Origin of the sequence: Rhodococcus sp. 05-340-2, assembly GCF_002258915.1 — a bacterium.
GTDB lineage: Bacteria > Actinomycetota > Actinomycetes > Mycobacteriales > Mycobacteriaceae > Rhodococcoides.
In genome coordinates, this window is the sequence record NZ_NOYU01000017.1 from 31009 (window position 1) to 53793 (window position 22785).

The following is a 22785-nucleotide window of genomic DNA, read 5'->3' on the forward strand; positions in this document are numbered from 1 at the left end:
ACGACGTGGTCCCGAAAAATCTGAGGTTCTGCTGTGAAAACAGGCGAACCGCTCGATGGAGGTTATTCCATCGAGCGGTTCCAAGGCAAAACTGTGATCAGCGTCCCAGTTTCACCTCGACGTTTCCCTGAAACAGGAGACTATCCTGCCCGGTCCCCGCTGAACAGCCCTGAAAAGTCGTGAAGTTTCACGAAAGGCCGAAAAACGGGCGAAACAACCGAAATGACCGTTGACCGGGTCAGTTACCGATGTTGGCGCTCAGGTCCGGTGCCATGATGCGGATCTGCTCGCCCCAGTAACCCCACTGGTGGGTACCGACGGCCGGGAACGCATACGTGACGTTGTTGGCACCGATGCTGGCCATGCGGATCTGGAACGCACGACTGTTCGCCAGCGCGATGGCCTCGAGGCCCATGCCGTTGGCGGTGTTGTAGTAGTCGATGAAGCTCTGCGGGCGATCGAGTCCGCCGGGCAGACCGCTGCCTGCGAAGACCCACACGCGCGTTCCGTTGTCACGCAGGCGAGGTGCGAAGACGAACGGGTCGTTGCGCAGCCACGCCGGATCCCACGGCGGTCCCCACATCGCGTCGATGTTGTAGCGGCCGGAGTCGAGCAGGGCCAGACGCATCGCTTCACGCATGCCGGGAGCGGAGATGTTCAGGTAGCCGGACAGCGAGCCTGCGTAGCTGAACTGGTCCGGGTGGTACGCGGCGAGCGTCAGAGCAGCCGAGCCACCCATCGAGATGCCGATGACACCGTTGCGGTTCGGGTTGAAGCCCCAGTTCGCACGCAGGTTCTCACGCAGGTTCTGGGTCAGGAAGGTTTCCCACTTGTAGGTGGTCTGCTGCCCGTTGAAGTTCGAGGGTGCGTACCAGTCGGAGTAGAAGCTCGACTGTCCGCCGACCGGCTCGACGACGTTGATGTTCCAGGAGGCCAACACTGCACCGGCGTCGGTCTCGTGCTCCCAGCCGGAGATGTCGTTGGTGGCCCGCAGCCCGTCGAGCAGGTAGACGACACGGTTGGTGTTACCGTCCGCGGCGCGCCAGACGCGGCTCTTGATCGGACCCATGCTCGAGTCCGTCCATACGTCGATGGCATTGCCGTCGAAGGCCGCATTGGCAGTTGCGCCACCACCGGCTACAGCCAATCCCAGTGGTAGGACCACTGCCATCAGCATGGACGTGGCGGCGCGGCGTCCCCAGGACCCACCTCGCTTGTCCTCGGACCGGCTCTTCCTTCTACCCAGCATGCACTCGACCTCTCAGCTGCTTCGTCGTCACATCGGTTACGCAATCAACGCTTGATCTCGCAAGTTCACCATGTCTGTCGTCCGACCACACAGGTCGGACGCATACACATCCTCCGCACTTATCGCGCGAAGGACGACCCCCGTTACATGATCGAGATAGCTCATCTTGGCGTCGAGACCAATTCGGCGCAACCCGGTGACCCTTTCGTGTTCGGACACCTAATTGTCTGCCTTCAATATCGGGGCCGGAAGATCACATCGTTGTATTTCGTACTTCGGCACCCGATCGAACCGATATCCGGCGTAGAAGAGCGAACGCTTGAAATTCCGGACGAACAATTCCTTCGTCAACGGAGCCCGATACGAGGTCAGCAGCTCCTGGGTGTCGGGGCAGGTCAGTGCCACCTGAGCCTCGGTGACCCAGTCCTCGTCCATGTACCAGGGCAGGTACGGATGGACGGCGACGAGCCCGAGATCGGCCACCACCCAGTCCGGATACAGGTTCTTGTCGTGCCCGATCCGACCGTTCTCGAGCCGCTCGGTGTGTGACGCCAACGGGTAGGCCAGCCCCATCTGGTCGATCACCCGCACGTCGAGGCCGACGTTCATGCTGGTCATTCCGAGGTTCAGGAAGAAGACGGTGTGACCGAACCCACCCTCGGGGATGGGCAGCGGTGGTGGCACGACATCCCAGTACGTGAACTGCGCCGACGGCAACAACAGGCCGCCGTCGGGAGTGTCCTCGATCGCCTCGACCATCCCTCGCATCCGCGGGTAGTCGAGGTAGTCCGAGGCCAGGATCGGATGAGCGTGCCCGGTGTTGAGCGAGTAGAACGCTCGCTCGTCGACGATGCCGCTCCGGCCGACGATCGAGCCCTGCGGCATACCCGTCGTATTGGCAGCCACCACGGCCCAGACGACGATGCCACCCCAGACGAAAAGATCGGCGGCGAAAACCGCAGTGGCGCGGTCTGCAGACCAGCGTTCGGGGAGGGCAACCGGCAGCACCGAAATGGGCAACAAAAGCGTGAACAATGCCGGCAACAATGTTCGACCGTGCATGAAATCGCCGCCGACGCGAATCGCGTACAAAGCCAGCAGAAGTCCACTGATCAATACGAAGACGACCACGGCGGTCGGCGTCCGTAGTGCGGCGAGCCAGCCGCCGACGGTGCGGGGCAGGGACAACCGCACTCGGGAGGCCGACAGAACGGCACCGACGACGAGCAGTACGAGCGGCAGCCACAGCAGGTAGGGGCCCACGAGGTTGGACAGGTACTCGAAACCCTGCGACCACTTGGCTCCGCCTGCATCCTTCGAGACGGCGGTGTTGGGGTACGGCAGGCCGTAGTAGCCCATGCGCCAGATCTGATAGAACACCGGCACTGCTCCGGCGAAAACGAAGACTCGGAGCCTGGACAACCAACTCTGCGGGGCCAGGAAGATCATCGCCAGCGCCAGCACCGCCACGATGGACAGTTCCGGACGCACCAGCGGGCCGAGCCCGGCGAAGAAGGCCAGCAGCAGCAGCTCGACGCCACCGGCGCGGCGCTGACCCCACCGAACCATCAGCAGCCACAGCATCGCCAACCAGAAGATGACCAGGCAGGTCTCGAGGCCGGACGTCGCGAAGTCGCGGGCGGGCGGAACCGCGATGTAGACCAGTACACCGGCAGGCAGGAACAGAGTTTTCGTCGCGGTGCGGCCGCGCAGCGCGAACGTGCCGATCATCGCGATGACGACGGCCGCCGTGGACAGAACCAGTGCGATCGTCAGAACGACGTACTCGAGCCTGCCCTCGCTCAGCCAACTGCCCGCATAGACGAGGTAGGTCCAGATGGTGCTGGTGTTGGTCTCCACCCGTTCGCCCGCATTGAACACCGGTCCGTTACCTGCCAGCAGGTTACGGACGGTTCGGAGAACGATCAGGCCGTCGTCGGCGATCCAGCGGCGCTCCCACGCACCCCAGAGGAACAACGCCCCGGTGACCACGGTCCCGATCCAGAAGACGGGCCGGGTGATCGGTGCCCGAGCGGAGTTCTCTTCTCGCGCGTCTCGCTGGTCAGGCGAGGTAGACAGCGACACCAACCACTCCGATCCACGCTATGGCGAGTAGCTGCAGAACCCTGTCTCCCAACGCGATCTCTTCGGGTTCGCCTGCCTCGCCGCCATCGACATCCACTGCATATCGCAGGATTGCGATAGTAAACGGAATCATCGAGATGGCGAACCAGTTGGCACCCGTCCCGGCGTCTTCCTGGAACGCCCACAGGCCGTAACAGATGACGACGGCAGTCGCGGACAGTGTCCAGACGAATCGCAGGTACGTGGTGGTGTAGTTCTCGAGCGATTTGCGAATCTTCGCTCCGGTGCGTTCGGCGAGCTGCAGCTCCGCGTAGCGCTTACCGGCCGCCATGAACAGCGAGCCGAACGCCATGATCAGCAGGAACCACTGCGACAGCGGGATCGACGCAGCAACTCCACCGGCGATCGCGCGGAGCAGGAAGCCCGAGGAGACGATGCAGATATCGAGCACGGCCTGGTGCTTGAGACCGAAGCAGTACGCCAGCTGGATGACGATGTAGACGCCGATGACCAGCGCCAGCTTCCAGTTCGCGATGAACGAGAGGCCGATGGCGAGTCCGAGGGACACCACCGCCATCGCGTAGGCGATGTTGACGGGCAGCACGCCCGCGGCGATCGGCCGGAAGCGCTTGGTGGGGTGCGCGCGGTCGGCTTCGACGTCCATGGCGTCGTTGACCAGGTAGACCCCGGAGGCGGCGAAGCAGAACACGACGAACGCCAGCGCAACGGACAGCAGCACGTCGCGATCGGTGACCGACCCGGCCGCCAGCGGCGCAGCCAGCACCAGAACGTTCTTGACCCACTGACGCGGACGAAGCGCCTTGACGATGCCGTCCGCCAGGTTCTTCGGCGGTGCGCCTACGGGTGCGGCATCCTCGCTCATTTGTCTCCTTCGAACTTCACGACGGCCGCAGCCGTCAACGCGCCGAGTGCCGATCCTGCCAGCACGTCGGTGGGGTAGTGGACTCCGAGCACCAAGCGCGAGAGCAGCATGGGTGGGACGAGGACCGCCGGTAACGGTAGCCCGGTCACCCGGCCGAGGAGAACCGCGGCGGCTGTGGTGGATGTCGCATGCGAGGACGGGAAGCTCAGCTTGCTGGGCGTCGAGACGTTGATGCGCACGGCCGGATCGTGCGGGCGTGGCCTGCGCACGATGCGCTTGATGACGATCGACGCGGCGTGGGAGCCGACTGCCCCGACGGCCACCGAGGCCCACTGACGCCGACGCGGCTTGTCCAGTGCGGCTCCGATACCGGCGATCGCGACCCAGCCGAGTGCGTGTTCGCCGAAGTGCGACATGCCACGGGCGACGGTGATCGCGCCGGGGGCACTGCCGACGGTGCTCTGCACCTTCTCGAGGATCCTGACTTCCGTCGGGGCCTCGGTCTGGCCCTTACGCCTGGTAACGAAAGACACGTTCCCACGTTTCCTTACTGGTCAGGTGCGGCACGGCATCGCGGTACCGAGCCTTGAGGGCGGGGAATTCGGCTGCCAACTGCTTGCGCAGCGACAGGGCTTCCTTGAGCAACGCCGCGGCCTGCTGGCGATCCCGCTTGCGGTAGACGACGCCACGACCGTCGGCGGTGGTGACGGTGACGCCGTCGACCTGAGAGAGCAGGAACCAGCGCGCGTCGAGAGTAGGGACGTTGAGCTGCGGACGCTCGTGGTGCTGGGTGTGCGCGGGCTTTGCGTTGTGCAGCAAGCCTTTTGCCAGACGGCGGACCTTGGAGATCGGGTTGGTCGGCAGGCCGACGGCTCCGACTTCCTCACCGGACGCGAGCGGCAGCTCGGTGGAACTGCCGACGACGACCGCGTCGGGAAATTCCTTGCGCAGTGCGTGCACGGTCGGCAGCGCGGTGGGCAGGATCTCGAGGATGTGCTCGGGGCCCGCCAGGAAATCGCGGATCGCGAGGTTCTGAATGGCGACCGTCGAGTATTCGAGGCACAGCAGGTGCTTGACCGTGGCCTTGATCGTGTCGAGCACCAGGCCCTTGCCGTCGCCCGGCATGTGCAGCGATGCCACCACGAGGCGGTTGCGCAGATGGAAGTACGCCTGCCAGTCGATGGCGTCGTCCTTGTCGCTCCACGCCATGTGCCAGATGGCCGCGCCCGGCAGTGTCACCGTCGGGTAGCCGGCTTCCCGTGCGCGCAAGCCGTATTCGGCGTCGTCCCACTTGATGAACAGGGGCAGCGGCTGCCCGAGTTCTTCGGCGACGACGCGCGGAATCATGCACATCCACCAGCCGTTGTAGTCGACGTCGATGCGGCGGTGCAGCAGTTTGCTGGTGCGCAGTGGGTCCTCGGAGAAGTCGTGGTCGTATTCGACGTTCTGCGCGCCGGTCCACATGAAGTTGCTGCGGTCGATCACTTCGCCCATGACGTGCAGGTGACTGCGCGCCTGCAGGTTGAGCATCTGGCCACCGACCAGCGTGGGGACCTTGGCGAACCGAGACATGGCCAGCGCCCGCAGGATCGAATCGGGCTCGATCTCGATGTCGTCGTCCATGAACAGGATGTGTTGGCACGAGGTGTTGTTCAGTGCCTCGTACATGATGCGGCTGTATCCGCCGGATCCGCCGAGGTTGGCCTGATCGTGGATGGCGAGTCGGCCGCCGAGTGCCGCTGCGGCCTCGTCGAATCCGGGCTCGTCCTTGGCCTTGCGGGAGCCCTGATCGGGCATGATGACGGCCTCGATCACGTCGAGAACCAACGGATCCGAGCCAAGGGCCACAAGGGCTTTGACGGCGTCGGTCGGGCGATTGAAGGTAGGGATACCGACCGCGACGGTGGCCTCGCCCGGAGCCTCGATCGGCGCATACCAGCCCGCGCTCTCGAGCACCACCTCGGAGTCGGAGGTGATGTCGAACCAGATCCAGCCGCCGTCCTCGAACGGACCGAGGTCGATCAGAAACTCCTGCGCTGCATCGCCGTCCACCGCCTCGCGGCCCTCGACGTGAATGCGCGACGCGTCGGCCTTGGACCGGTAGACGTCGATCCGGCAGTGTCCGGAGACCTCGACGCGCAGCACCACGGACTTCAGGACGCTGTAGCGCCGCCAGTAGCTCGCCGGGAACGCGTTGAAGTAGGTGCAGAACGACACCTCGGACTCGGAGCCGATCGTGACCGAGGTCCGCGAGAGCGAGTGTGCGCGTTTGGCGTTGGTGAGCGCCTCTTCGAGGTACAGCGTGCGCACGTCGAGCGGTTCACCCGAGCGCGGCAGCAGCACCCGCTGCAGCAACGACTTTCCGAGAATCGGGGCGACGTCCGCAGCCCCGTCCTCGAGCAGGTGCTTGGCGGTCACTTGTCGCCCGCCAGGGGTGCGCCGGTCTCGAAGTGCGGAACCAGGGTGTTCTCGTACATGTTCAGTGCGCTCGCGATGGCCATGTGCATGTCCAGGTACTGGTAGGTGCCGAGGCGTCCACCGAACAGCACTCCGTTGGAGGCCGCTTCGGCCTTGGCGCGGTCGCGGTAGGCCTCGAGCTTGCTCCGGTCGTCCGGAGTGTTGATCGGGTAGTACGGCTCGTCACCGCTCTTGGCGAAGCGGGAGAACTCGCGCATGATGACCGTCTTGTCGGTCGGGTACTGGCGCTCGGGGTGGAAATGACGGAACTCGTGGATCCGAATGAACGGCACGTCGCCGTCGTTGTAGTTCATCACCGGGGTGCCCTGGAAGTCACCGGTCGGCAGCACTTCGGTCTCGAAGTCGATTGTGCGCCAACCTAGTTCGCCCTCGGAGTAGTCGAAGTAGCGGTCCAGTGGGCCGGTGTAGACGATGGGAGCGTCGGGGCTCTCGGCCACGAGCTCGGCCTTGACGTCGAACCAGTCCTTGTTCAACCGGACCTCGATCTTCTCGTCGGCTGCCATCTTCTCGAGCCACGCGGTGTAGCCGTCGACCGGCAGTCCCTCGTAGGTGTCGTTGAAGTAGCGGTTGTCGAAGGTGTACCGCACCGGCAACCGGGTGATGTTGCCCGCGGGCAGATTCTTCGGATCGGTCTGCCACTGCTTGGCGGTGTAGTCCTTGATGAACGCCTCGTACAGCGGACGCCCGATCAGTGAGATCGCCTTCTCCTCGAAGTTCTGCGCGTCCTTCGAGTCGAACTCACTGGACTGCTCTTCGATGAGAGCCCGCGCCTCGGCAGGCGAGAAGTACTTGCCGAAGAACTGCGAGATCAGGCCGAGGCCCATCGGGAACTGATACGACTGACCCTTGTGCAGCGCGAAGACACGGTGCTGGTAGCCGGTGAAGTCGGTGAACTGGTTGACGTACTCCCAGACCCGCTTGTTCGAGGTGTGGAACAGATGCGCGCCGTACTTGTGGATCTCGATACCCGTTTCGGGCTCGGCCTCGGAATACGCGTTGCCGCCCAGGTGGTGCCGCCGATCCAGCACGAGGACACGCTTGCCCAACTGGGACGCCGCCCGCTCCGCCACGGTCAGTCCGAAGAACCCGGATCCGACGACGATGAGGTCGTATCGGCCGGTCACGGAGGCGTCGGAAGAGGTGGTCTCGGGGCTTACAGCAGTCACGGGCAACCAGGGTATCCGACGATCGTGACCGCTCTCCCCCGCCAGGCGTCCAGCGGCGGGCCCGATGTATTCGGTCGGACGTCGAAGCAGGTAGGTGTCCATCACCCAGCCGTGCCGGGACTTGACCTCCTCGCGGGCGCGGCGGATCTCGCTCAACACGTCGTCGAGTGGACCCGCCACCAGCTTCTCGTCCGCCGTCCCCAGGTTGGCACCCCAGTGGATGCCCCACCCTGCGCCGGTCAGCGCGCTGCAGGCCAGGTTGCCGTCGAGCATCACCACCAGGTTGTCGAGGCCGGCAGCGACGTCGCCCGCCAAGTTCCTGCCGGTGGTGATGACGATCGGTCCGCCGATGCGATTGAGCACGAGTCGGTGACTCGCCGCCAGCATCGACACACTGGAGATACCGGGTGTGACATCGAACTCGATGTCGTCGCGCAACGCGGCCAGCCGCTCGGCGACGCGGATCGTGCTGTCGTACAACGCGGGGTCTCCCCAGACGAGGAATCCGACGACCGTGCCTTCGGCGAGGCCGTCGAGCACATCGGCGTAGGCGCGGGCGCGGGCGTCGTGCCAGTCGAGGACCGCGGTCTCGTACTGCCGGGGCGACCGGTCGCGTGGCGGGTCGGGTACCTCGATCACCCGGTAGCTGCCACCGTGGTGGCGCTCGAGAATGCCCTGCCTGGCCGCTCCGAGATCGCCGACGGACGCGCCCTTGTCGGCCACGATGAACACGTCGACGGCCCGGAGTTTCTCGATGGCCTGCACGGTCACCTGATCCGGGTGCCCACCGCCGATGCCGATCAGATGGATCCTCACGAGCGGTCCCGGCAGGCGTCGTACAGGTGGGATTCGGTGACGACGCGTCGCGCCAGGGCGGGACCGACCAGAATCACCGCCGCCTGTCGCAGGTCGGCGGCCTCGACCTGATCTGCGATGTCTGCCAGGGTGCCGCGCAGAATCAGCTCGTCCGGCTTGCTGGCGTGGAATACGACCGTGGCGGGGCACTCCGGACCGTAGAACTCCGTCAGTTCGTCGGCGATGATGCGGGTGCGGGTGATCGCCAGGTGCAGCGCAAGCGTTGCCCGGGTGGCGGCGAAGTTCTTCAGCGCCTCGGTATCGGGCATCGCCGTCGAGCGGGCCTGCGCGCGGGTGAGCACCACCGACTGCGTCACCTCGGGAACCGTCAGCTCGACGCCCAGTGCGGCGGCTGCGGCCGCGTAGGCCGGAACGCCGGGGGTGACGTCCCAGGGCACGCCTGCGGCGTCGAGTCGAGCGGACATCTCCGCCAGCGCGGAGTAGAGGGACGGATCCCCCGAACACAGACGAGCGACGTCCTCCCCACGCTCGTGGGCGGCGACCAGCTCTTCCGTGATGGCGTCCAGGTCGAGTTTCGCGGTGTCGACCAGTCGGGTGCCTGCAGAGCAATGTTCGAGGATGGCGTCGTCGATGTAGGTACCGGCGTAGACGCAGACCGGGCTCGACCGCAGAAACTCGACGGCCCGCAGCGTGAGCAGGTCTGCAGCCCCGGGTCCGGCTCCGATGAAGTGCACAGTCACAGCTGAAAAGCGTATGCGACGCGCCCGACGCGCCGCGCCACTGGAACTTCCCGGCTGTGGCTAACTGTCAAGCTAAGGTTTAGCCTTGTGTCTGATGGGACTCATGTTGCTGATGTGATTCATGTTGTTCAGCAATTGGAGATCCTACGACGCGTACCTACCAACAACCAGGGAGTACCGCCTTGCCGAACCGTCGAACGAAGCCGTCGATCGTTCTCGGTGCTGTCGCACTGCTGGCCGTCGCGACCCCCTTTGCGGTCGCAGGCCTCACCGACAGCACGACCACCGGAGTTCGACCGGCCAACGAGACAACCCCCGTCACTGTGCCGACCAAGATCGTCGAGACCGCGCTGAGCGCTGCACCGGACATCGTGATCCCGCTGCAGGAGCTCACCGGACTGCCGTTGCCAGATCTTCGGCTCTCCGATCTGAAGTACCTGCCGCTGCCGGATTCCATCGTGATCCCGCCGATCGAGATTCCCGACATCCCGGGTCTCACCACGCCCGCGCCGAGCAACGCGACCGCGCAGGCACCCGTTCCCCGGGTGGACGCGTCGGCACCGGTGAACCCCGAGGCTGCCGATCCGACCGGCCCGCCGCTCGGTGCCGCCGTCAAGGAGATCAAGCAGGACACCCCGTTCAGCATGGTCGCCCTGACCTCCGAGCAGCTCGACGGTGCGACCGCTCAGGTTCGCCGCCAGCTCGAGGACGGATCCTGGGGCCCGTGGCTGCAGACCGCTCCGGTGGACAGCACGGCCGACGACGCTGCTCCCGCCCCTGCCAAGCAGGGCACCGAACCGATCTTCGTCGGACTGACCAACGCAGTGCAGGTTCTGCTGACGCCACTGACGAGCAGTGCAGCTCCCGAAAGCTTCGCGACTGCACCGGTTCCCGAGGTTCCGGTCGTCGAGCTGCCTGCTGCCGACGCGCCTGCCGAGGCCCCCGCCGCTGCGGAACAGCCACTGGGCTACACCCCGGCATCGTCGAGCAAGCCACTGCGCCAACAGGATCCGGCCCCGGTCGATCCCGCGGCCCCGGCACCTGCAGTCGAAGCGCCTGCAGCAGATCCCGCCCAGCCCGAAGCCGCGCCGGAAGGCACGGCCGAGCAGTTGGCTGCTGCGGTCAGTGACATCAGCGCCGTGCTCATCACGCCCGGCACGTCGCCGGTCGACTCGGCATTGAGCGACATCGCCACTCCCGTCGCCGGTGACGCAGGCCCGAAGGTCATCACCCGCGCGCAGTGGGGTGCCGACGAGTCGATCCGTTGCGCCACACCGACGATCGACGACTTCCTCGGTGGTGCCACCGTGCACCACACCGCAGGCAGCAACGACTACTCCAAGTCCGAATCGGCCGAGATCGTCCGAGCCATCTACGCGTACCACGCGCAGACGCTCGGTTGGTGCGACATCGGCTACAACGTCCTCGTCGACAAGTACGGTCAGATCTTCGAAGGTCGCGCCGGTGGACTCGACAAGCCGGTTCAGGGCGCACACGCAGGCGGATTCAACGAGAACACGATGGGCATCGCCATGATGGGCGACTACTCCAGCGAGGATCCCTCGCAGGAGACCATCGATTCGGTCGGCAAGTTCCTCGGATGGCGACTCGGCAAGGCCGGTCTCGATCCCGAGGGCACCACCACGATGACCTCGGAGGGAACGGATTTCACGTTCGTCGGCAAGGGCAAGAGCGTCGACCTGCCGGTGATCTTCGGTCACCGCGACGTCGGCAACACCGAATGCCCGGGTGACTCCGGATACGCACGGCTCGGGGAGATCCGCGACATCGCGGCGGCCAACCTCGGCGGCGGAGATGCCACTCCGGCCTCGCCCGACGCGACCGACCCCGCTCCCGACACCGCAGTGACCGACGCGACACCGTCGCGGCCGGGCACCGATGCCAGTTCCACTCTGGGAGAGAACATCCCGGCCCTGGTCGCGGAGTTGCAGCGACTGGCGTCGACCAGCCCGGTTGCACAGAAATGGTTGGCCTCGGGGGCCGAAACCGGGTCACTCGGCGTACCGGTGAGCGGTCTGGTGCAGGTGAGCGGCGGCCGTGAGAAGGCGCAGTTCGCCAACGGCGAGATCATCACCAACATGGCCGGCCAGGCCGTGGCCGTCATCGGTAAGATCTTCCAGCAGTACGCGCAGCAGGGTGGCGTCGACGGCGTCCTCGGTCTGCCGCTCACCGACGAGTTCAGGGTGCCGGAGGGCTTCCGGACCGACTTCGAGAACGGTTCGCTCATCTTCAACGAGGTCACCGGAATCGTCACCACGGTGATCAAGACGTACAACGACACCTACAACGCGGAAATGCAGAACCCCGTCGCAGCACCGGTGGAGCCGGCTCCCGTGCCCGAGCCTGCTCCCGCACCGGAGCCCGCACCCGCGGGCTGAGATCGACCAGCCAGAAGGGCCGAGTCACCGTGGTGACTCGGCCCTTCTCGTGTTCGAAACGCCCCTGGACCGACGCGTCACCACCAGCGTTCGAGAACCTGCGCCACTCCGTCTTCTGCGTTGGTGACGGTCACTTCGTTCGCTGCAGCGACGGCAGCGGGATGCGCGTTGCCCATCGCGACGCCCAGTCCCACCATCGACAGCATCGGCACGTCGTTGGGCATGTCGCCGAAGGCCACGATGTCCTCGACATCCACCGACAATGTCTCGGCGACCTTGGCCAGGCCCGACGCCTTGGTGATGCCCGGTGCCGACAGCTCGATCAGTCCGTTGTCGGTGGAGAACGTCAGGTCGGCTCGACCGGAGATCAGCGGTGACAGGATGTCGGCCATGTGTCCGCTGGTGGATCCCGAGAGCCGGATCAGCAGCTTGACGGCCGGAACGTCGACCACGTCGTCCTCGGTCATCTCGACGTTGTCCGGGTTCAGCCAGGCGTGCTCGTATCCCGGCGAGCTGACGAACTGCGGCGTGGCCGAGTCGTGTGCCGTCTGCCCCACTCGCTCGGCGGCGAGTCCGCAGCCCGGGAGCGCGCGATACGCGACGTCGGCCAACCACTGCAGCGTCTCGACCGACAGCGTCTCGGCGCTGAGCACGCGATCGTTGGCGGCGTCGTAGATGACCGCACCGTTGGCGCACACCGACATCGGCGCGTATCCCAGCTGATCGACGACGGGGTGGATCCACCGCGGCGGTCGACCGGTGGACAGCACGAACGGGACGCCGTCGGCCACGACGGCCGAAATGGCACGCTTGGTGCGTTCGGTGACACGCTCGTGCTGGTCGAGCAGGGTGCCGTCGACGTCGCTTGCGACGAGTCGGGGGGCGAGGCGGGTGGTGTTCGGCGCGTTGGTCATCGTGACGTCATTCTGCCCTAGTGTCGAGGTGCCCTGTTTTCGACGTGGAAGAAACGGCAGCGGACATCCGTGAACCGTGGGATCCGATTTCCTCCGCGACCGGTGGCACGTCTCGACGACGAATTCTTCACCGGGGAAGCCGATTCCCGTTCCAGGATGTCGAGGTCGATGCGTCGATCGCCCCTACACCCACGTGACTCGGGCTCTCGGCTTCCCCGGTTCACGGTCACGGTGTCAGGCGGGATTCCTCTGCGAAACGATCGCGCAGGGGACCCTTGACGAGCTTGCCGGTAGGCGTGCGCGGCACCGTCTCGACGAACCGAACGTCCCGCGGAACCTTGTATCCAGCCAGGTGTTGGCGGACGAATTCCTGCAGCCGTCGAGTCATATCCTCGTCACCCGCGACACCGACGACGAGCTGGACCGCGGCCAACACTCGCTCGCCGAACTCGTCGTCGGGAACCCCGATCACGGCAACGTCCTCGACCTCGGGGTGGAGTGCAAGGCAGTTCTCGATTTCCTGAGGGTAGATGTTGACTCCGCCGGAAATGATGGTGAACGCCTTGCGATCGTTGAGAAAGAGGAACCCATCTTCGTCCAGGTAGCCGATGTCACCACACGTCGTCCAGTTCGGATGATCGCGATGCTGCGCTTCCACGGTCTTCTCCGGGTCGTTGTGGTACTCGAACGGACGGGCGTCGCGCTCGAAGTACACCACTCCCGACTCTCCTGCCGGAAGCTCGGCTCCGTCGTCGCCGCAGACCCGGATCACACCCAATTTGGCTCTGCCGACCGTGCCGTGCTTTTCGCTCCATTCCGCCGGGTCGACCATGGTGATGCCGTTGGCCTCGGTGGACGAGTAGTACTCGTGCAGTATGGGCCCGAACCACTCCATCATTCGACTCTTGACTTCCGTGGGGCACGGAGCGGCGGCATGCACGGCGTACTGCAGACTGCTCACGTCGTACGAGTCGCGCACCCTCTGCGGCAGTCGAAGCATCCGCACGAAGTGTGTCGGCACCCACTGACTGTGTGTGACGCGGTAGCGATCGATGATGCGCATGCTCTCTTCTGCGTCGAAATGCTCCGCGGTGATGACGGTGCCACCCAAACTGTGCGTGATCATGCCGAAACGCAGCGGTGCGGCGTGATAAAGCGGTGCCGGCGAGAAGTAGACGGTGTCGGCACTCATCTTGTAGGTGCCGCCGAACACTGCCACGTAGGGATCTCCCACGTCTCCGACCTGCCGTGCAGGCAGCGGTGGCTTCACGCCCTTGGGTCGACCCGTCGTACCCGAGCTGTAGAGCATGTCGGCACCACGGGGCTGTTCTGCAGGTGCGACGTCCGAACCGGTGTGTAGGAACCTTTCGTAGTCCTCGAAACCCGGGACCGATTCTCCGCCGTACGCGAGCGCGATGCCGACGCCACGGCTGGCCTGGCGGGCAACATCGGCCACACCTGCGAGATCGTCGGAGACAACCAACGCCTTGGCACCGCAGTCGTCGACGATATACGCGATCTCGCTGGACGACAGATGAGTGTTGACCGGTGTCAGATAGAGACCACTACGCAGGCACGCCCAATAGACGACGAACATCTCGGTACTGTTCGTGGACAGCAATGCCACCACATCGCCCAACTGTAAACCCCTGTCGCGCAGCGCATTCGACAACTTGACCGAACGATTCTCGAGCTGCGAATACGTCAGAACGTCGTTGGTTCCCGCCACTATCACCGCAGGTCGATCGGGAGCAGAGCTGGCATGAATTCCGGGATACATCATGATCTCCTTGACTGGGAATTGTATGATCTAGCTAACAAGCCGGTACGCTTTATGCCGTGCATCACATGGTCCGTAAGGCGGTACCGTCGAGCGCCCGCTCGACGGCGAATATTCGTCCGATCCTGGACAGCCTCGACCGAGAGGCCGGCGTCTCGTCCACAGATCGCGTTCGCTCCGATTCGCAGATCGATGTCCTCGCGCAGGACGCCTGGGCCGACATCGCCGATGCGCTCGAAGCAGGCAGCGACAACCTCCCGCCCGAGTTGCGGGCCGCTCTCGCTCGACTCAGAGTCGTCGATCAGCAGTTGCTGCAACGACTGACCATGCGAACATCGACAGAGCGCTTGTCCAGCGTCGTCGAAGCTCTCGAATTGCTGCCGTGTGTGACCGACGACTTGATCACCGCTGCACCGCGTTTGATCTGCGACCTCGGATTCGACCGCGCCATCATCTCCCGAGTGGAGAACGGTCTGTGGACCTCGGAGGCCGTGTACATCCCCGACAGTGCAGAGTGGGCAACCGAGATCAACAAAGTCGGTCAGGAAATGCCGCAGAAGCTCGGTCCGGACATCCTCGAAACCGAAATCGTCCGTAGACGTGAGGGGCTGTTGGTGACCGATGTGCAGTCCGACGGTCGGGTGAACCGGCCCATCGCCGACGCGTCCAAGTCGCGTTCCTACGTCGCCGCCCCGATCATCTCCGACGGTCGCGTCGTCGGATTGCTGCACGCCGACAAATATCGCCAGTCCATCGATGTCGATGCCGACGACTGCCAACTGCTCATCGGTTTTGCCCAGAGCTTCCGACTGGCTCTGGGCAGGGCAAAGCTCGCCGAAGAAGTCCTTTCGGTCAAAGGCACACTCGACTCGATGCGCTCGATGCTCGATTACAGCACCGACACCGTTCACCACGTGTCCGTGCGCCGCACGTCCGACGACGCCCAGCCGGCCCCCGCTGCCGAGCCGGGCCGATCTGCTCGGCCCGACCGGACAGCGCCTGCAAGTCGCGTGCCGCTCACTCAGCGTGAGCACGAGGTTCTCGCGTTGATGGCACGGGGTAGCACCAACAGCGCAATTGCCCGTGAACTGGTGATCGCCGAGGGGACGGTCAAGCAGCATGTGAAGCATGTCTTGCGAAAGCTTCAGGTCGCCAACCGATCCGAGGCCGTTGCAGTGTGGTTCAACGAATTCACACCCACATGATCCTTCAACGACATTGATCTGCACCGTAATTCACCCCTGATACCCACGAGTCAGGTGCAGTGACGAACCGCCGGTACTTCATGATCAAGTCGGGGCGGCCGATGGTGAGAACTCCGGCGACGCGCCCGCCCGATCGATAGAGCACCACGGTGCCGCCGGTCTTGTCGCGCCGCTGTTGCACCAGCAATTCGTCGGCCTGCGACGTACCGACGAACTGGATCCGCGTTCCGTACCAATCCGACCAGAAATACGGGACCGTGGTGAATGGCATCGGAGAGTTACCCGACACCGCATTGCGGGCGGCGGCCGCACCCTGCTCGGACGCACTTGCCCAGTGTTCGAGGCGCATCCTCTTGTCGAACAGTGCATTCGGCCAGTGCGCAACGTCACCCGCTGCCCAGACCCCATCGACCGGTAGTCCAGCACTGGACAACACGGCCAACGTGGCATCGCACTCGATCCCCCCGTCCCGAGCGTCGAGGCCGATGTCGGTATCGGACAACCACTCCGTGGACGGAGCCGCGCCGATTCCGACCACCACAAGGTCACCGTCCACCACACGTCCGTCTGTCAGCTTCACGCCGGCGACGGTGGTTCCTGTCGAATCGGTGATCATCGACTCGACGCCGACACCGAGGACGAGTTCGGTACCGTTCGCCGCGTGGAGTTCGGTCACCAATGCGCCGCCCTCCGCTCCGAGCGAGCGAGTCAGAGGGGCCGGTGCGGCCTCGACGATCGTCACCGGATGGCCGTAGTTGCGGGCCGCCGACGCCACCTCCGCACCGATGAAGCCGGCACCGATCACTACCACCCGAACGGGAGACTGCAGACGCTTCCATACCGCTTCGACATCGGAATGCGTTCGTAGGGTGTGTATTCCAGAGATACCGGAAGTTCCGGGCAGCTCTCTCGACCTCGCACCACACGCAATCACCAGATGCTGATACGGCACATCACCCTTCCCGGTCCCGACCACACGCGCGCGGGTGTCCAGGCCGACGGCAGGCGCATCGGTCATCACGTCGATGTCGAGCTCGGTGAACCTGCCGCGCTCGCGCAACAGCGGAACGGCAGGGGACGCCTCGCCGACGAGAAGTTCTTTCGACAGAGGAGGCCGGTCGTAGGGCAGATGAGATTCCGCGCCGATCAAGGTGATCGGCCCGGAGAAGCCCTCGCGGCGAGCGGACTCGCAGGCAGCCACACCTGCGAGTCCCGCGCCGACGACAACGAGTCCCCGGTTACGCATCGCCGCCGACCTCTTCGACGACGATCGCCTGCGTCGGGCATGCTCGTGCCGCTACTTCGACCTCCGCGCGACGTTCGGGCGAGACCTCGTAGCTCAGGACCATCAGCTGGCCATCTGCTCCGATCTCGAAGAAATCGGGAGCTTCGGCTTCGCAGATTCCAAGACCCGAGCATTTGCCCATATCGACTACCACTCGGCATGCTCCGGACATGACTACTCGACTCCTGTGTTGGGGTAGAAGGGCATGCTGACGACTCCACGCATGAAGTTCGTTCGCATCAATTTCGGCTCGCCTGCAATGAAATTGGGCATCTGACGGTGCAGTTCACGAAAGAGTGATCGCATCATCGACTTGGCCAACTGATTGCCCAGGCAGAAGTGAACGCCACCACCGCCGAACGTCACGTGCGGGTTCGGGCTGCGGTTCAGATCGAACTTGTCGGGGTCGGTGAATATCTCACGGTCCCAGTTTCCGGACCCGTACATCATGACCACCTTGTCGCCCGGCAGAATGGTCTGTCCGCCCAACTGGTATTCACTGACGGCAGTTCGACGGAACGTCACCACCACCGAACCCCAGCGGAGGAATTCCTCGATCGAGCTGTTGATCCGAGCGTCGAAATCCTGCCACAGCCAGGCACGCTGCTCGGGAAAATCCGTCAATGCCTTCACCGCGAAACTGGACGTGTGGCGCGTGGTATCCGTTGCGGCGACCGCCATCAACGTCATGACGGCACCGATCTCGAAATCGGTGAGCGACTCGCCGTCGACCTCGGCCTGAACCAGGTTGGTGAGCAGGTCGTTCTGCGGTTCGCGCTTACGCTCGGCAATCAATTCCTCGGCCAGCGCGTGGATGGCCATTGCGGCGTCGCTCTGCACCGCGATCGGATCGCGCCCGGCCAGCAACTCCGGATCGGCCCACGCGACGATCTCGTCCGCCGCGTGACCGACCTCGGCCCGGCGGTCCTCCGGAATTCCGAACATGTCGCCGAACATCTCGATCGGCAGATGCTTGGAAATATCGGCCACGAAGTCGATCTCTTCCCGATCGGCGACGGCGGAGACGATTCGACGCGCACGCATGGCTATGTCGTCATCGATCTTCTTGATCTGCTTCGGGGTGAAGGACACGCTGACGAGCTTGCGGATCTTGTCGTGCTGCGGATTGTCCATAGCGAGGAAGGACATGGCCATCTCGAGGAACATGGCGGGCAGCAAGTCGAACATGACGCCGTAACCGGACACGAAAACATCCGGGTTGTGGCTGATCTCGGCGATGTGCTCGTGCTTGACCACGGCCCAGAATCCAGGGTCGTGGGGATCGGGAACGACCGATGTCTCGATCGGCCGCTGCCAGGTGACGGGCGCACTCTCCCGCAATCGGCGGAACACGGTCTCGCGCTGTGGAGCGTCCTCACCCCAGAAGTCGTCGCTCCACACGTCGATCTCGTGGAACTGCCGCGTCGCAGCGACGTCGTTCCTGGGGATTTCGGGTTCGTTGTCGTCATCGTCGTCGAAGCGGAGTTCAGGACCGTCATCGAAACTGGTTGTAGTCATAGTGTCTTCCTGAGGTCGCAATCAGTCGTCTGCATGGCTGAGCAGAATGTCGTAGGGCTTGTTCTCACGTCCACCGGACAGATCGAGGTGCACGGTCTTCGCTTGGGTGTATTCGTCGAGCGCGTCGGGGCCGAGTTCGCGGCCGACGCCACTTTGCTTGTAGCCGCCGAACGGTGCTTCGGCGTTGATCTGGTGAGCGTCGTTGATCCACACGCTGCCGGCCTCGACGCGGGCAGCGACAGCCAGTCCGCGAGAGTTGTCGGTCGTCCAGACGCTGGCAGCGAGGCCGTAGTCACTGTCGTTCGCGATCGAGACTGCGTCGTCGTCATCGTCGTACGCAATGACGACGAGGACCGGGCCGAATACTTCCTCGCGCGCGATCGCCATGGAGTTGTCCACGTTCGTCACGATGGTCGGCTCGATCCAGAAGCCGCGCTCGAACGTATCCCCTTGGGGCTTACCGCCGCCGGTGACCACGGTTGCACCCGACTGCACTGCTTCGCCGACGTACTGCAGGATTCGAGCCTGCTGCTTCCCGTCGATGACGGGCCCCATGTCGGTATCCCAGTCGCGGGTCTCGCCCATCACGATCGTGCGTGCGCGGTCGACCAACCGCTCGACGAACTCGTCGTGCAGGCTGCGCGGTACGAGTGCGCGGGTACCGGATTCGCACACCTGGCCGGAGTAGACGAAGCAGCCGTAGAGAACTCCGTCCACCGCCATGTCCAGATCGGCATCGTCGAGAACGATCGACGGTCCTTTGCCGCCCAGCTCGAGCGTGACCTCTTTGACGGTTCCCGACGCGAGCTTCATGATTTCGCGACCGACCGCTGTGGAGCCGGTGAATGCGATCTTGCCGATGTCGGGGTGAGATGCCAAGCGCGCGCCCGCATCTCGCCCATCTCCGGGCACTACGTTGAGCACTCCCTTGGGCAGACCGTTCGCCTCGGCGATCTCGGCGAACTTGAGAATCGACAGTGGTGTGTGCTCGTCGGGCTTGACGACCACGGAGTTACCGGCGGCCAACGCGGGCCCGACCTTCCACAACGTCAGCAGCAGCGGGAAGTTCCACGGCGCGATCGCACCGACGACTCCGATGGGCTCACGGTGTACGACGCTCTGCGCGAGGGTCGGGAAGCTCGAGATCGGGCCCGGACGTGCGAAGGCATACGTATCGGCGAGATCTGCGAAGTAAGTGAAGTGCGCCAACGCATATCCGACGTGGAAGCCGGTTGCTTGCCGGACGGTTGCCCCGTTCGCGGCCATCTCGAGCTCGACGAGTTCTTCGATGCGGTCGTTGGCCGCGTCCGCAATCGCGCGCATGATCGACGCGCGTTCCTGTGGCGTCTTACCCGCCCACACACCACTGCGAAACGCAGCCTTGCCTGCCGCCACAGCAGCATCGATGTGGGTGGCGTCGCCCTTGGCTGTGGTTGCGACGACGCTCTCGTCCGACGGATCGACGATGGTCATCGTATCGTCGGTGTCGACTGCCTCACCACCGATGAGCATCGGATAGTGCTGTACGTCAATGCTTGTCATAGTGTCACCTCGTCGGATCGAGAAGGATCTTCATGGCTTCGCGAGCCTCGAAGAGTTTGTAGGCGTCGGCGGCCTCGGACAGACCCATGCGGTGCGAGATCATCGCGCTCGGATGCAGCTTGCCTGCGCCCATGAGCCCGATCACTTCGTCCATGTATTCGGTGATGTGGCTGACTCCCATTTCGATTCGCACACCTTTGAGATACAGATCGGCGAACGGAATTGTCATCGATTCTTCGGTGTAGACACCCGGAATGGACAGCACACCACCTGCGCGCAGAAGCGGAATGGCCGCGAGAAGTGCGGACGGGTGGCCTACCGCGTCGACCACGACATCCGCGCCGCGCCAATCGGTGAGATCCAAAACCGCATCGGTAGCGTCGGTTTCACTGGCATCGATGCCTATCGCACCGAAGCGTTCGGCTTCCTTCAGGCGGGCGGCGACTCTGTCCACGACCATGACCTGTGACGCGCCGAGCGCGACGGCCGACATCGCCGCGCAGAGGCCGACGGGTCCGGCACCGACGACGGCAACGCTGTCTCCAGGCCGCATGGCGCGCGCGACTGCTTCGTGGCCCGTGGTCATGATGTCGCCCGCGAAAAGGATGTCCTCGTCGTCGACAGTGCTTCCCGTCGGGATCGCACGAGCAGTGAGGTCTGCAGACGGGACCACCACGTACTCGGCCTGTCCACCGTCGAGGTCTCCCAGAGCCAGACCGAGTCCGAAGATGCGGCTGCCGGCGCAGTTGCCGGGCTGGTGTCGTCGGCACTGGTAACAGGAACCGCAGCTGACGACGCAGGATGCGACCGCCCGGTCACCCTCGGAGAACTGAGTGACTGCGCTGCCGACATCGACTACGGTGCCGAGGAATTCGTGACCGAGGATGATGTCGGCCTCGAGTTCGAGCCTCCCCTCGTAGGGATGTAAGTCGGTTCCGCAGATGGCCGTTTTCTCGACTCGGAGCAGAATGTCGGTGGGTTCGGAGATGTGGGGAATGGGCACGTCGGCGATTTCGACGACGTGCGGCGCCCGCAGGACCGCGGCCTTCATCGTCTCGCTCACGCCGTGACCTCGGCGTCCTTCGGAGCGATCTTGTCGCGGTACATCGGAAAGAGCGGCTTGGTGAGCGGAACCAACTTCAGGATCTTGTTGGTCGGCCCCTTGGCCTTGACCTGGCCCTTCGCCAAGCCCACAGCCAGGTTGTACTCGCCGCGCCAGAACTTGTCTGCAGTGTCACCGCGCATCAGCAGTGTGATGTCGGGCTTGAGGTCGGTCGGTCCGGCGATGACCTGGTAGTCCTCGCGGAACGCGATCGTCACCTCGCACTCGGGATCTGCGTACTGCACGCGCATCACGATGTTGGCTGCTTTGAGCTTCGGGCCCGACTCGGGGTGCTCGCCCGCGTCACGGAAAACGCCACCGATGTACTGATCGAGTTCTGCTGCATCTTTGAAAAAGCCCATTGGAATGTGTACTCCTCGAGAAGTGACCGTCAGCCGGATTGGCCGGTAAGGACATACAACCAACGAAACGTGAGCTGGGTAACTCTCGATAGTGATATCTCTACCCCCCCTTCGGGGGTGTGATACACAACTCATTCCACGGCGGTCCTGATTGGCCTCATCCTGACGACACTCCGGAGATCGACACTCCGGCACTTCGGGGAAACCACGATCCTCGCCTCCGAATGGCAGCGAATCCACAGGGGCACAGGGCAACCCGTACCCAGCCGCCGCATCAGACGTAGTCGAAGCTCTCCTGGATGGCGACCTGCGCACTGTGCGGCAGCGTGTGCATGATCTGGCGCACGCGTTCCTGCCTGCGTCCGACGGCCTGGCGCACCGGAGTACCGGGAGTGGCCTTCATCTGCGGGACGATGCCCTCGACGTCGTCGACGCCACCGGCGTGGTGCCCGGCGTCGACCATGGCCTGCTCCTGCGCCATCTGCGCCTCGTCCTTCTCCTCCGACATCCCGATCGGACCGATCATCGTTCCGTTGAGGAACTGTTTGACCACCGGCTCGTCACTGGTGAGCAGCACCTCACGCGGGCCGAACATGACCAGCTGGCGACGGAAGAGCATGCCGATGTTGTCGGGCACCGTGCGAGCGAGGTTGATGTTGTGCGAGACGATCAGGATCGTGGCGTCGATCTCGGCGTTGATGTCGATCAGGGTCTGCGAAATGTAGGTGGTACGAACGGGATCGAGGCCGGAGTCGGGCTCGTCGACGAGGATGATCTCGGGATCGAGAACCAGAGCACGGGCGAGGCCTGCGCGCTTGCGCATACCGCCGGAGATCTCGCCGGGCAGCTTGTCCTCGGCACCGAGCAGACCCGTCAGTTCCAACTTCTCCATGACGATCTTGCGGATGTCGCACTCGGACTTCTTCGTGTGCTCGCGCAGCGGGAACGCGACATTGTCGTAGAGGTTCATCGAGCCGAACAGTGCGCCGTCCTGGAACAGCACACCGAACAGCTTGCGGATCTCGTAGAGCTCACGCGAGGAGCACTGCAGGATGTCGGTTCCGTCGATGAAGATCTTGCCCTGCTCGGGCCGCAGCAGACCGATCAAAGACTTCAGGAAGACCGACTTACCGGTACCGGACGGACCGAGGAGAGCACTGACTTCACCCTTCGGCAGCGTCAACGACACATCTCTCCAGATCCGCTGCGAACCAAATGATTTGGTCAATCCCTCGACCGAGACCTCAACGCCCATCTGCTC

The 22785-nt window shown here is 64.1% G+C and carries 18 protein-coding genes and 1 pseudogene; 2 read left to right on the forward strand and 17 right to left on the reverse strand.

Annotation, left to right across the window (positions count from 1 at the left end; all coding sequences use genetic code 11):
* Window positions 1-238: 238 nt before the first annotated feature.
* The 8 genes and pseudogenes from CH271_RS09760 to cobM form a co-directional block, all read right to left on the reverse strand.
* Window positions 239-1249, reverse strand: coding sequence for an alpha/beta hydrolase (locus CH271_RS09760; RefSeq protein ID WP_170945858.1), 1011 nt, complete (start codon window positions 1247-1249; stop codon window positions 239-241).
* A 219-nt stretch (window positions 1250-1468) separates the two neighbouring features.
* Window positions 1469-3334 carry a flagellar motor control protein ZomB gene (gene zomB, locus CH271_RS09770; protein WP_094633427.1) on the reverse strand — a complete coding sequence of 622 codons (1866 nt, stop codon included), beginning with the start codon at window positions 3332-3334 and terminating at the stop codon, window positions 1469-1471.
* Window positions 3312-4217, reverse strand: coding sequence for a decaprenyl-phosphate phosphoribosyltransferase (locus CH271_RS09775; protein WP_037187181.1), 906 nt, complete (start codon window positions 4215-4217; stop codon window positions 3312-3314). Before CH271_RS09775 ends, zomB begins: the two co-directional genes overlap by 23 nt.
* Complete coding sequence (locus CH271_RS09780; RefSeq protein WP_052047296.1) at window positions 4214-4750, reverse strand: phosphatase PAP2 family protein; 537 nt, start codon at window positions 4748-4750, stop codon at window positions 4214-4216. The genes CH271_RS09775 and CH271_RS09780 overlap by 4 nt, the downstream gene beginning before the upstream one ends.
* Window positions 4728-6635, reverse strand: a complete 1908-nt coding sequence (locus CH271_RS09785) for a glycosyltransferase (RefSeq protein WP_094633428.1) — start codon at window positions 6633-6635, stop codon at window positions 4728-4730. The genes CH271_RS09780 and CH271_RS09785 overlap by 23 nt, the downstream gene beginning before the upstream one ends.
* A complete protein-coding gene (glf, locus tag CH271_RS29255) occupies window positions 6632-7861 on the reverse strand; it encodes a UDP-galactopyranose mutase (RefSeq protein WP_256986348.1) in 1230 nt (409 codons plus the stop codon). The genes CH271_RS09785 and glf overlap by 4 nt, the downstream gene beginning before the upstream one ends.
* A gap of 90 nt (window positions 7862-7951) precedes the next feature.
* Window positions 7952-8677: pseudogene (gene cobF / locus CH271_RS29260) on the reverse strand (precorrin-6A synthase (deacetylating)); the annotation flags it as partial.
* Window positions 8674-9417, reverse strand: a complete 744-nt coding sequence (gene cobM, locus CH271_RS09795; RefSeq protein ID WP_037187168.1) for a precorrin-4 C(11)-methyltransferase — start codon at window positions 9415-9417, stop codon at window positions 8674-8676. The gene cobM and the pseudogene cobF, both read right to left, overlap by 4 nt.
* 182 nt (window positions 9418-9599) lie before the next feature.
* Between cobM and CH271_RS09800 the strand changes: the two genes are divergently transcribed.
* Window positions 9600-11816, forward strand: coding sequence for an N-acetylmuramoyl-L-alanine amidase (locus tag CH271_RS09800; RefSeq protein WP_094633430.1), 2217 nt, complete (start codon window positions 9600-9602; stop codon window positions 11814-11816).
* Between the two features lie 77 nt (window positions 11817-11893).
* On the opposite strand, the gene CH271_RS09805 is transcribed toward CH271_RS09800, so the two are convergent.
* On the reverse strand, window positions 11894-12730 hold the full coding sequence (locus tag CH271_RS09805) for an HAD family hydrolase (RefSeq protein ID WP_094633431.1): 837 nt from the start codon (window positions 12728-12730) through the stop codon (window positions 11894-11896).
* A 226-nt stretch (window positions 12731-12956) separates the two neighbouring features.
* Window positions 12957-14510, reverse strand: coding sequence for an acyl-CoA synthetase (locus CH271_RS09810; protein WP_094633510.1), 1554 nt, complete (start codon window positions 14508-14510; stop codon window positions 12957-12959).
* 68 nt (window positions 14511-14578) lie between these two features.
* Between CH271_RS09810 and CH271_RS09815 the strand changes: the two genes are divergently transcribed.
* Complete coding sequence (locus tag CH271_RS09815) at window positions 14579-15715, forward strand: LuxR C-terminal-related transcriptional regulator (RefSeq protein WP_082323459.1); 1137 nt, start codon at window positions 14579-14581, stop codon at window positions 15713-15715.
* 4 nt (window positions 15716-15719) lie between these two features.
* Here CH271_RS09815 and CH271_RS09820 read toward each other — a convergent pair whose 3' ends face one another.
* From CH271_RS09820 to CH271_RS09850, 7 genes are all read right to left on the reverse strand, one after another.
* Window positions 15720-16961 carry an NAD(P)/FAD-dependent oxidoreductase gene (locus tag CH271_RS09820; protein ID WP_094633432.1) on the reverse strand — a complete coding sequence of 414 codons (1242 nt, stop codon included), beginning with the start codon at window positions 16959-16961 and terminating at the stop codon, window positions 15720-15722.
* Window positions 16954-17172, reverse strand: a complete 219-nt coding sequence (locus CH271_RS09825) for a ferredoxin (protein WP_094633433.1) — start codon at window positions 17170-17172, stop codon at window positions 16954-16956. Before CH271_RS09825 ends, CH271_RS09820 begins: the two co-directional genes overlap by 8 nt.
* A 2-nt stretch (window positions 17173-17174) precedes the next feature.
* Window positions 17175-18518, reverse strand: a complete 1344-nt coding sequence (locus CH271_RS09830) for a cytochrome P450 (RefSeq protein WP_094633434.1) — start codon at window positions 18516-18518, stop codon at window positions 17175-17177.
* Between the two features lie 21 nt (window positions 18519-18539).
* Window positions 18540-20060 (reverse strand): aldehyde dehydrogenase family protein, encoded by a 1521-nt coding sequence (locus tag CH271_RS09835; protein WP_037187155.1) that lies wholly within the window; start codon window positions 20058-20060, stop codon window positions 18540-18542.
* Window positions 20061-20064: 4 nt separating this feature from the next.
* Window positions 20065-21123: an alcohol dehydrogenase catalytic domain-containing protein gene (locus CH271_RS09840; RefSeq protein WP_230596138.1), complete on the reverse strand. Its 1059-nt coding sequence runs from the start codon at window positions 21121-21123 to the stop codon at window positions 20065-20067.
* Window positions 21120-21524, reverse strand: coding sequence for an SCP2 sterol-binding domain-containing protein (locus tag CH271_RS09845; protein WP_037187153.1), 405 nt, complete (start codon window positions 21522-21524; stop codon window positions 21120-21122). Before CH271_RS09845 ends, CH271_RS09840 begins: the two co-directional genes overlap by 4 nt.
* A 274-nt stretch (window positions 21525-21798) precedes the next feature.
* The gene (locus CH271_RS09850; protein WP_094633511.1) at window positions 21799-22779 is read right to left on the reverse strand and encodes an ABC transporter ATP-binding protein; all 981 of its coding nucleotides are present in this window, start codon (window positions 22777-22779) and stop codon (window positions 21799-21801) included.
* Window positions 22780-22785 lie beyond the last annotated feature (6 nt).

Bases quoted from the DNA above. Each gene is read 5' to 3' on its own strand.
- CH271_RS09850 (WP_094633511.1), bottom strand. From the start codon at position 22,779: ATGGGCGTTGAGGTCTCGGTCGAGGGATTGACCAAATCATTTGGTTCG.
- CH271_RS09760 (WP_170945858.1), bottom strand. From the start codon at position 1,249: ATGCTGGGTAGAAGGAAGAGCCGGTCCGAGGACAAGCGAGGTGGGTCC.
- CH271_RS09805 (WP_094633431.1), bottom strand. From the start codon at position 12,730: ATGACCAACGCGCCGAACACCACCCGCCTCGCCCCCCGACTCGTCGCA.
- CH271_RS09815 (WP_082323459.1), top strand. From the start codon at position 14,579: ATGGTCCGTAAGGCGGTACCGTCGAGCGCCCGCTCGACGGCGAATATT.
- CH271_RS09810 (WP_094633510.1), bottom strand. From the start codon at position 14,510: ATGTATCCCGGAATTCATGCCAGCTCTGCTCCCGATCGACCTGCGGTG.
- CH271_RS09830 (WP_094633434.1), bottom strand. From the start codon at position 18,518: ATGACTACAACCAGTTTCGATGACGGTCCTGAACTCCGCTTCGACGAC.
- CH271_RS09835 (WP_037187155.1), bottom strand. From the start codon at position 20,060: ATGACAAGCATTGACGTACAGCACTATCCGATGCTCATCGGTGGTGAG.
- CH271_RS09775 (WP_037187181.1), bottom strand. From the start codon at position 4,217: ATGAGCGAGGATGCCGCACCCGTAGGCGCACCGCCGAAGAACCTGGCG.
- CH271_RS09845 (WP_037187153.1), bottom strand. From the start codon at position 21,524: ATGGGCTTTTTCAAAGATGCAGCAGAACTCGATCAGTACATCGGTGGC.
- CH271_RS09825 (WP_094633433.1), bottom strand. From the start codon at position 17,172: ATGTCCGGAGCATGCCGAGTGGTAGTCGATATGGGCAAATGCTCGGGT.
- CH271_RS09820 (WP_094633432.1), bottom strand. From the start codon at position 16,961: ATGCGTAACCGGGGACTCGTTGTCGTCGGCGCGGGACTCGCAGGTGTG.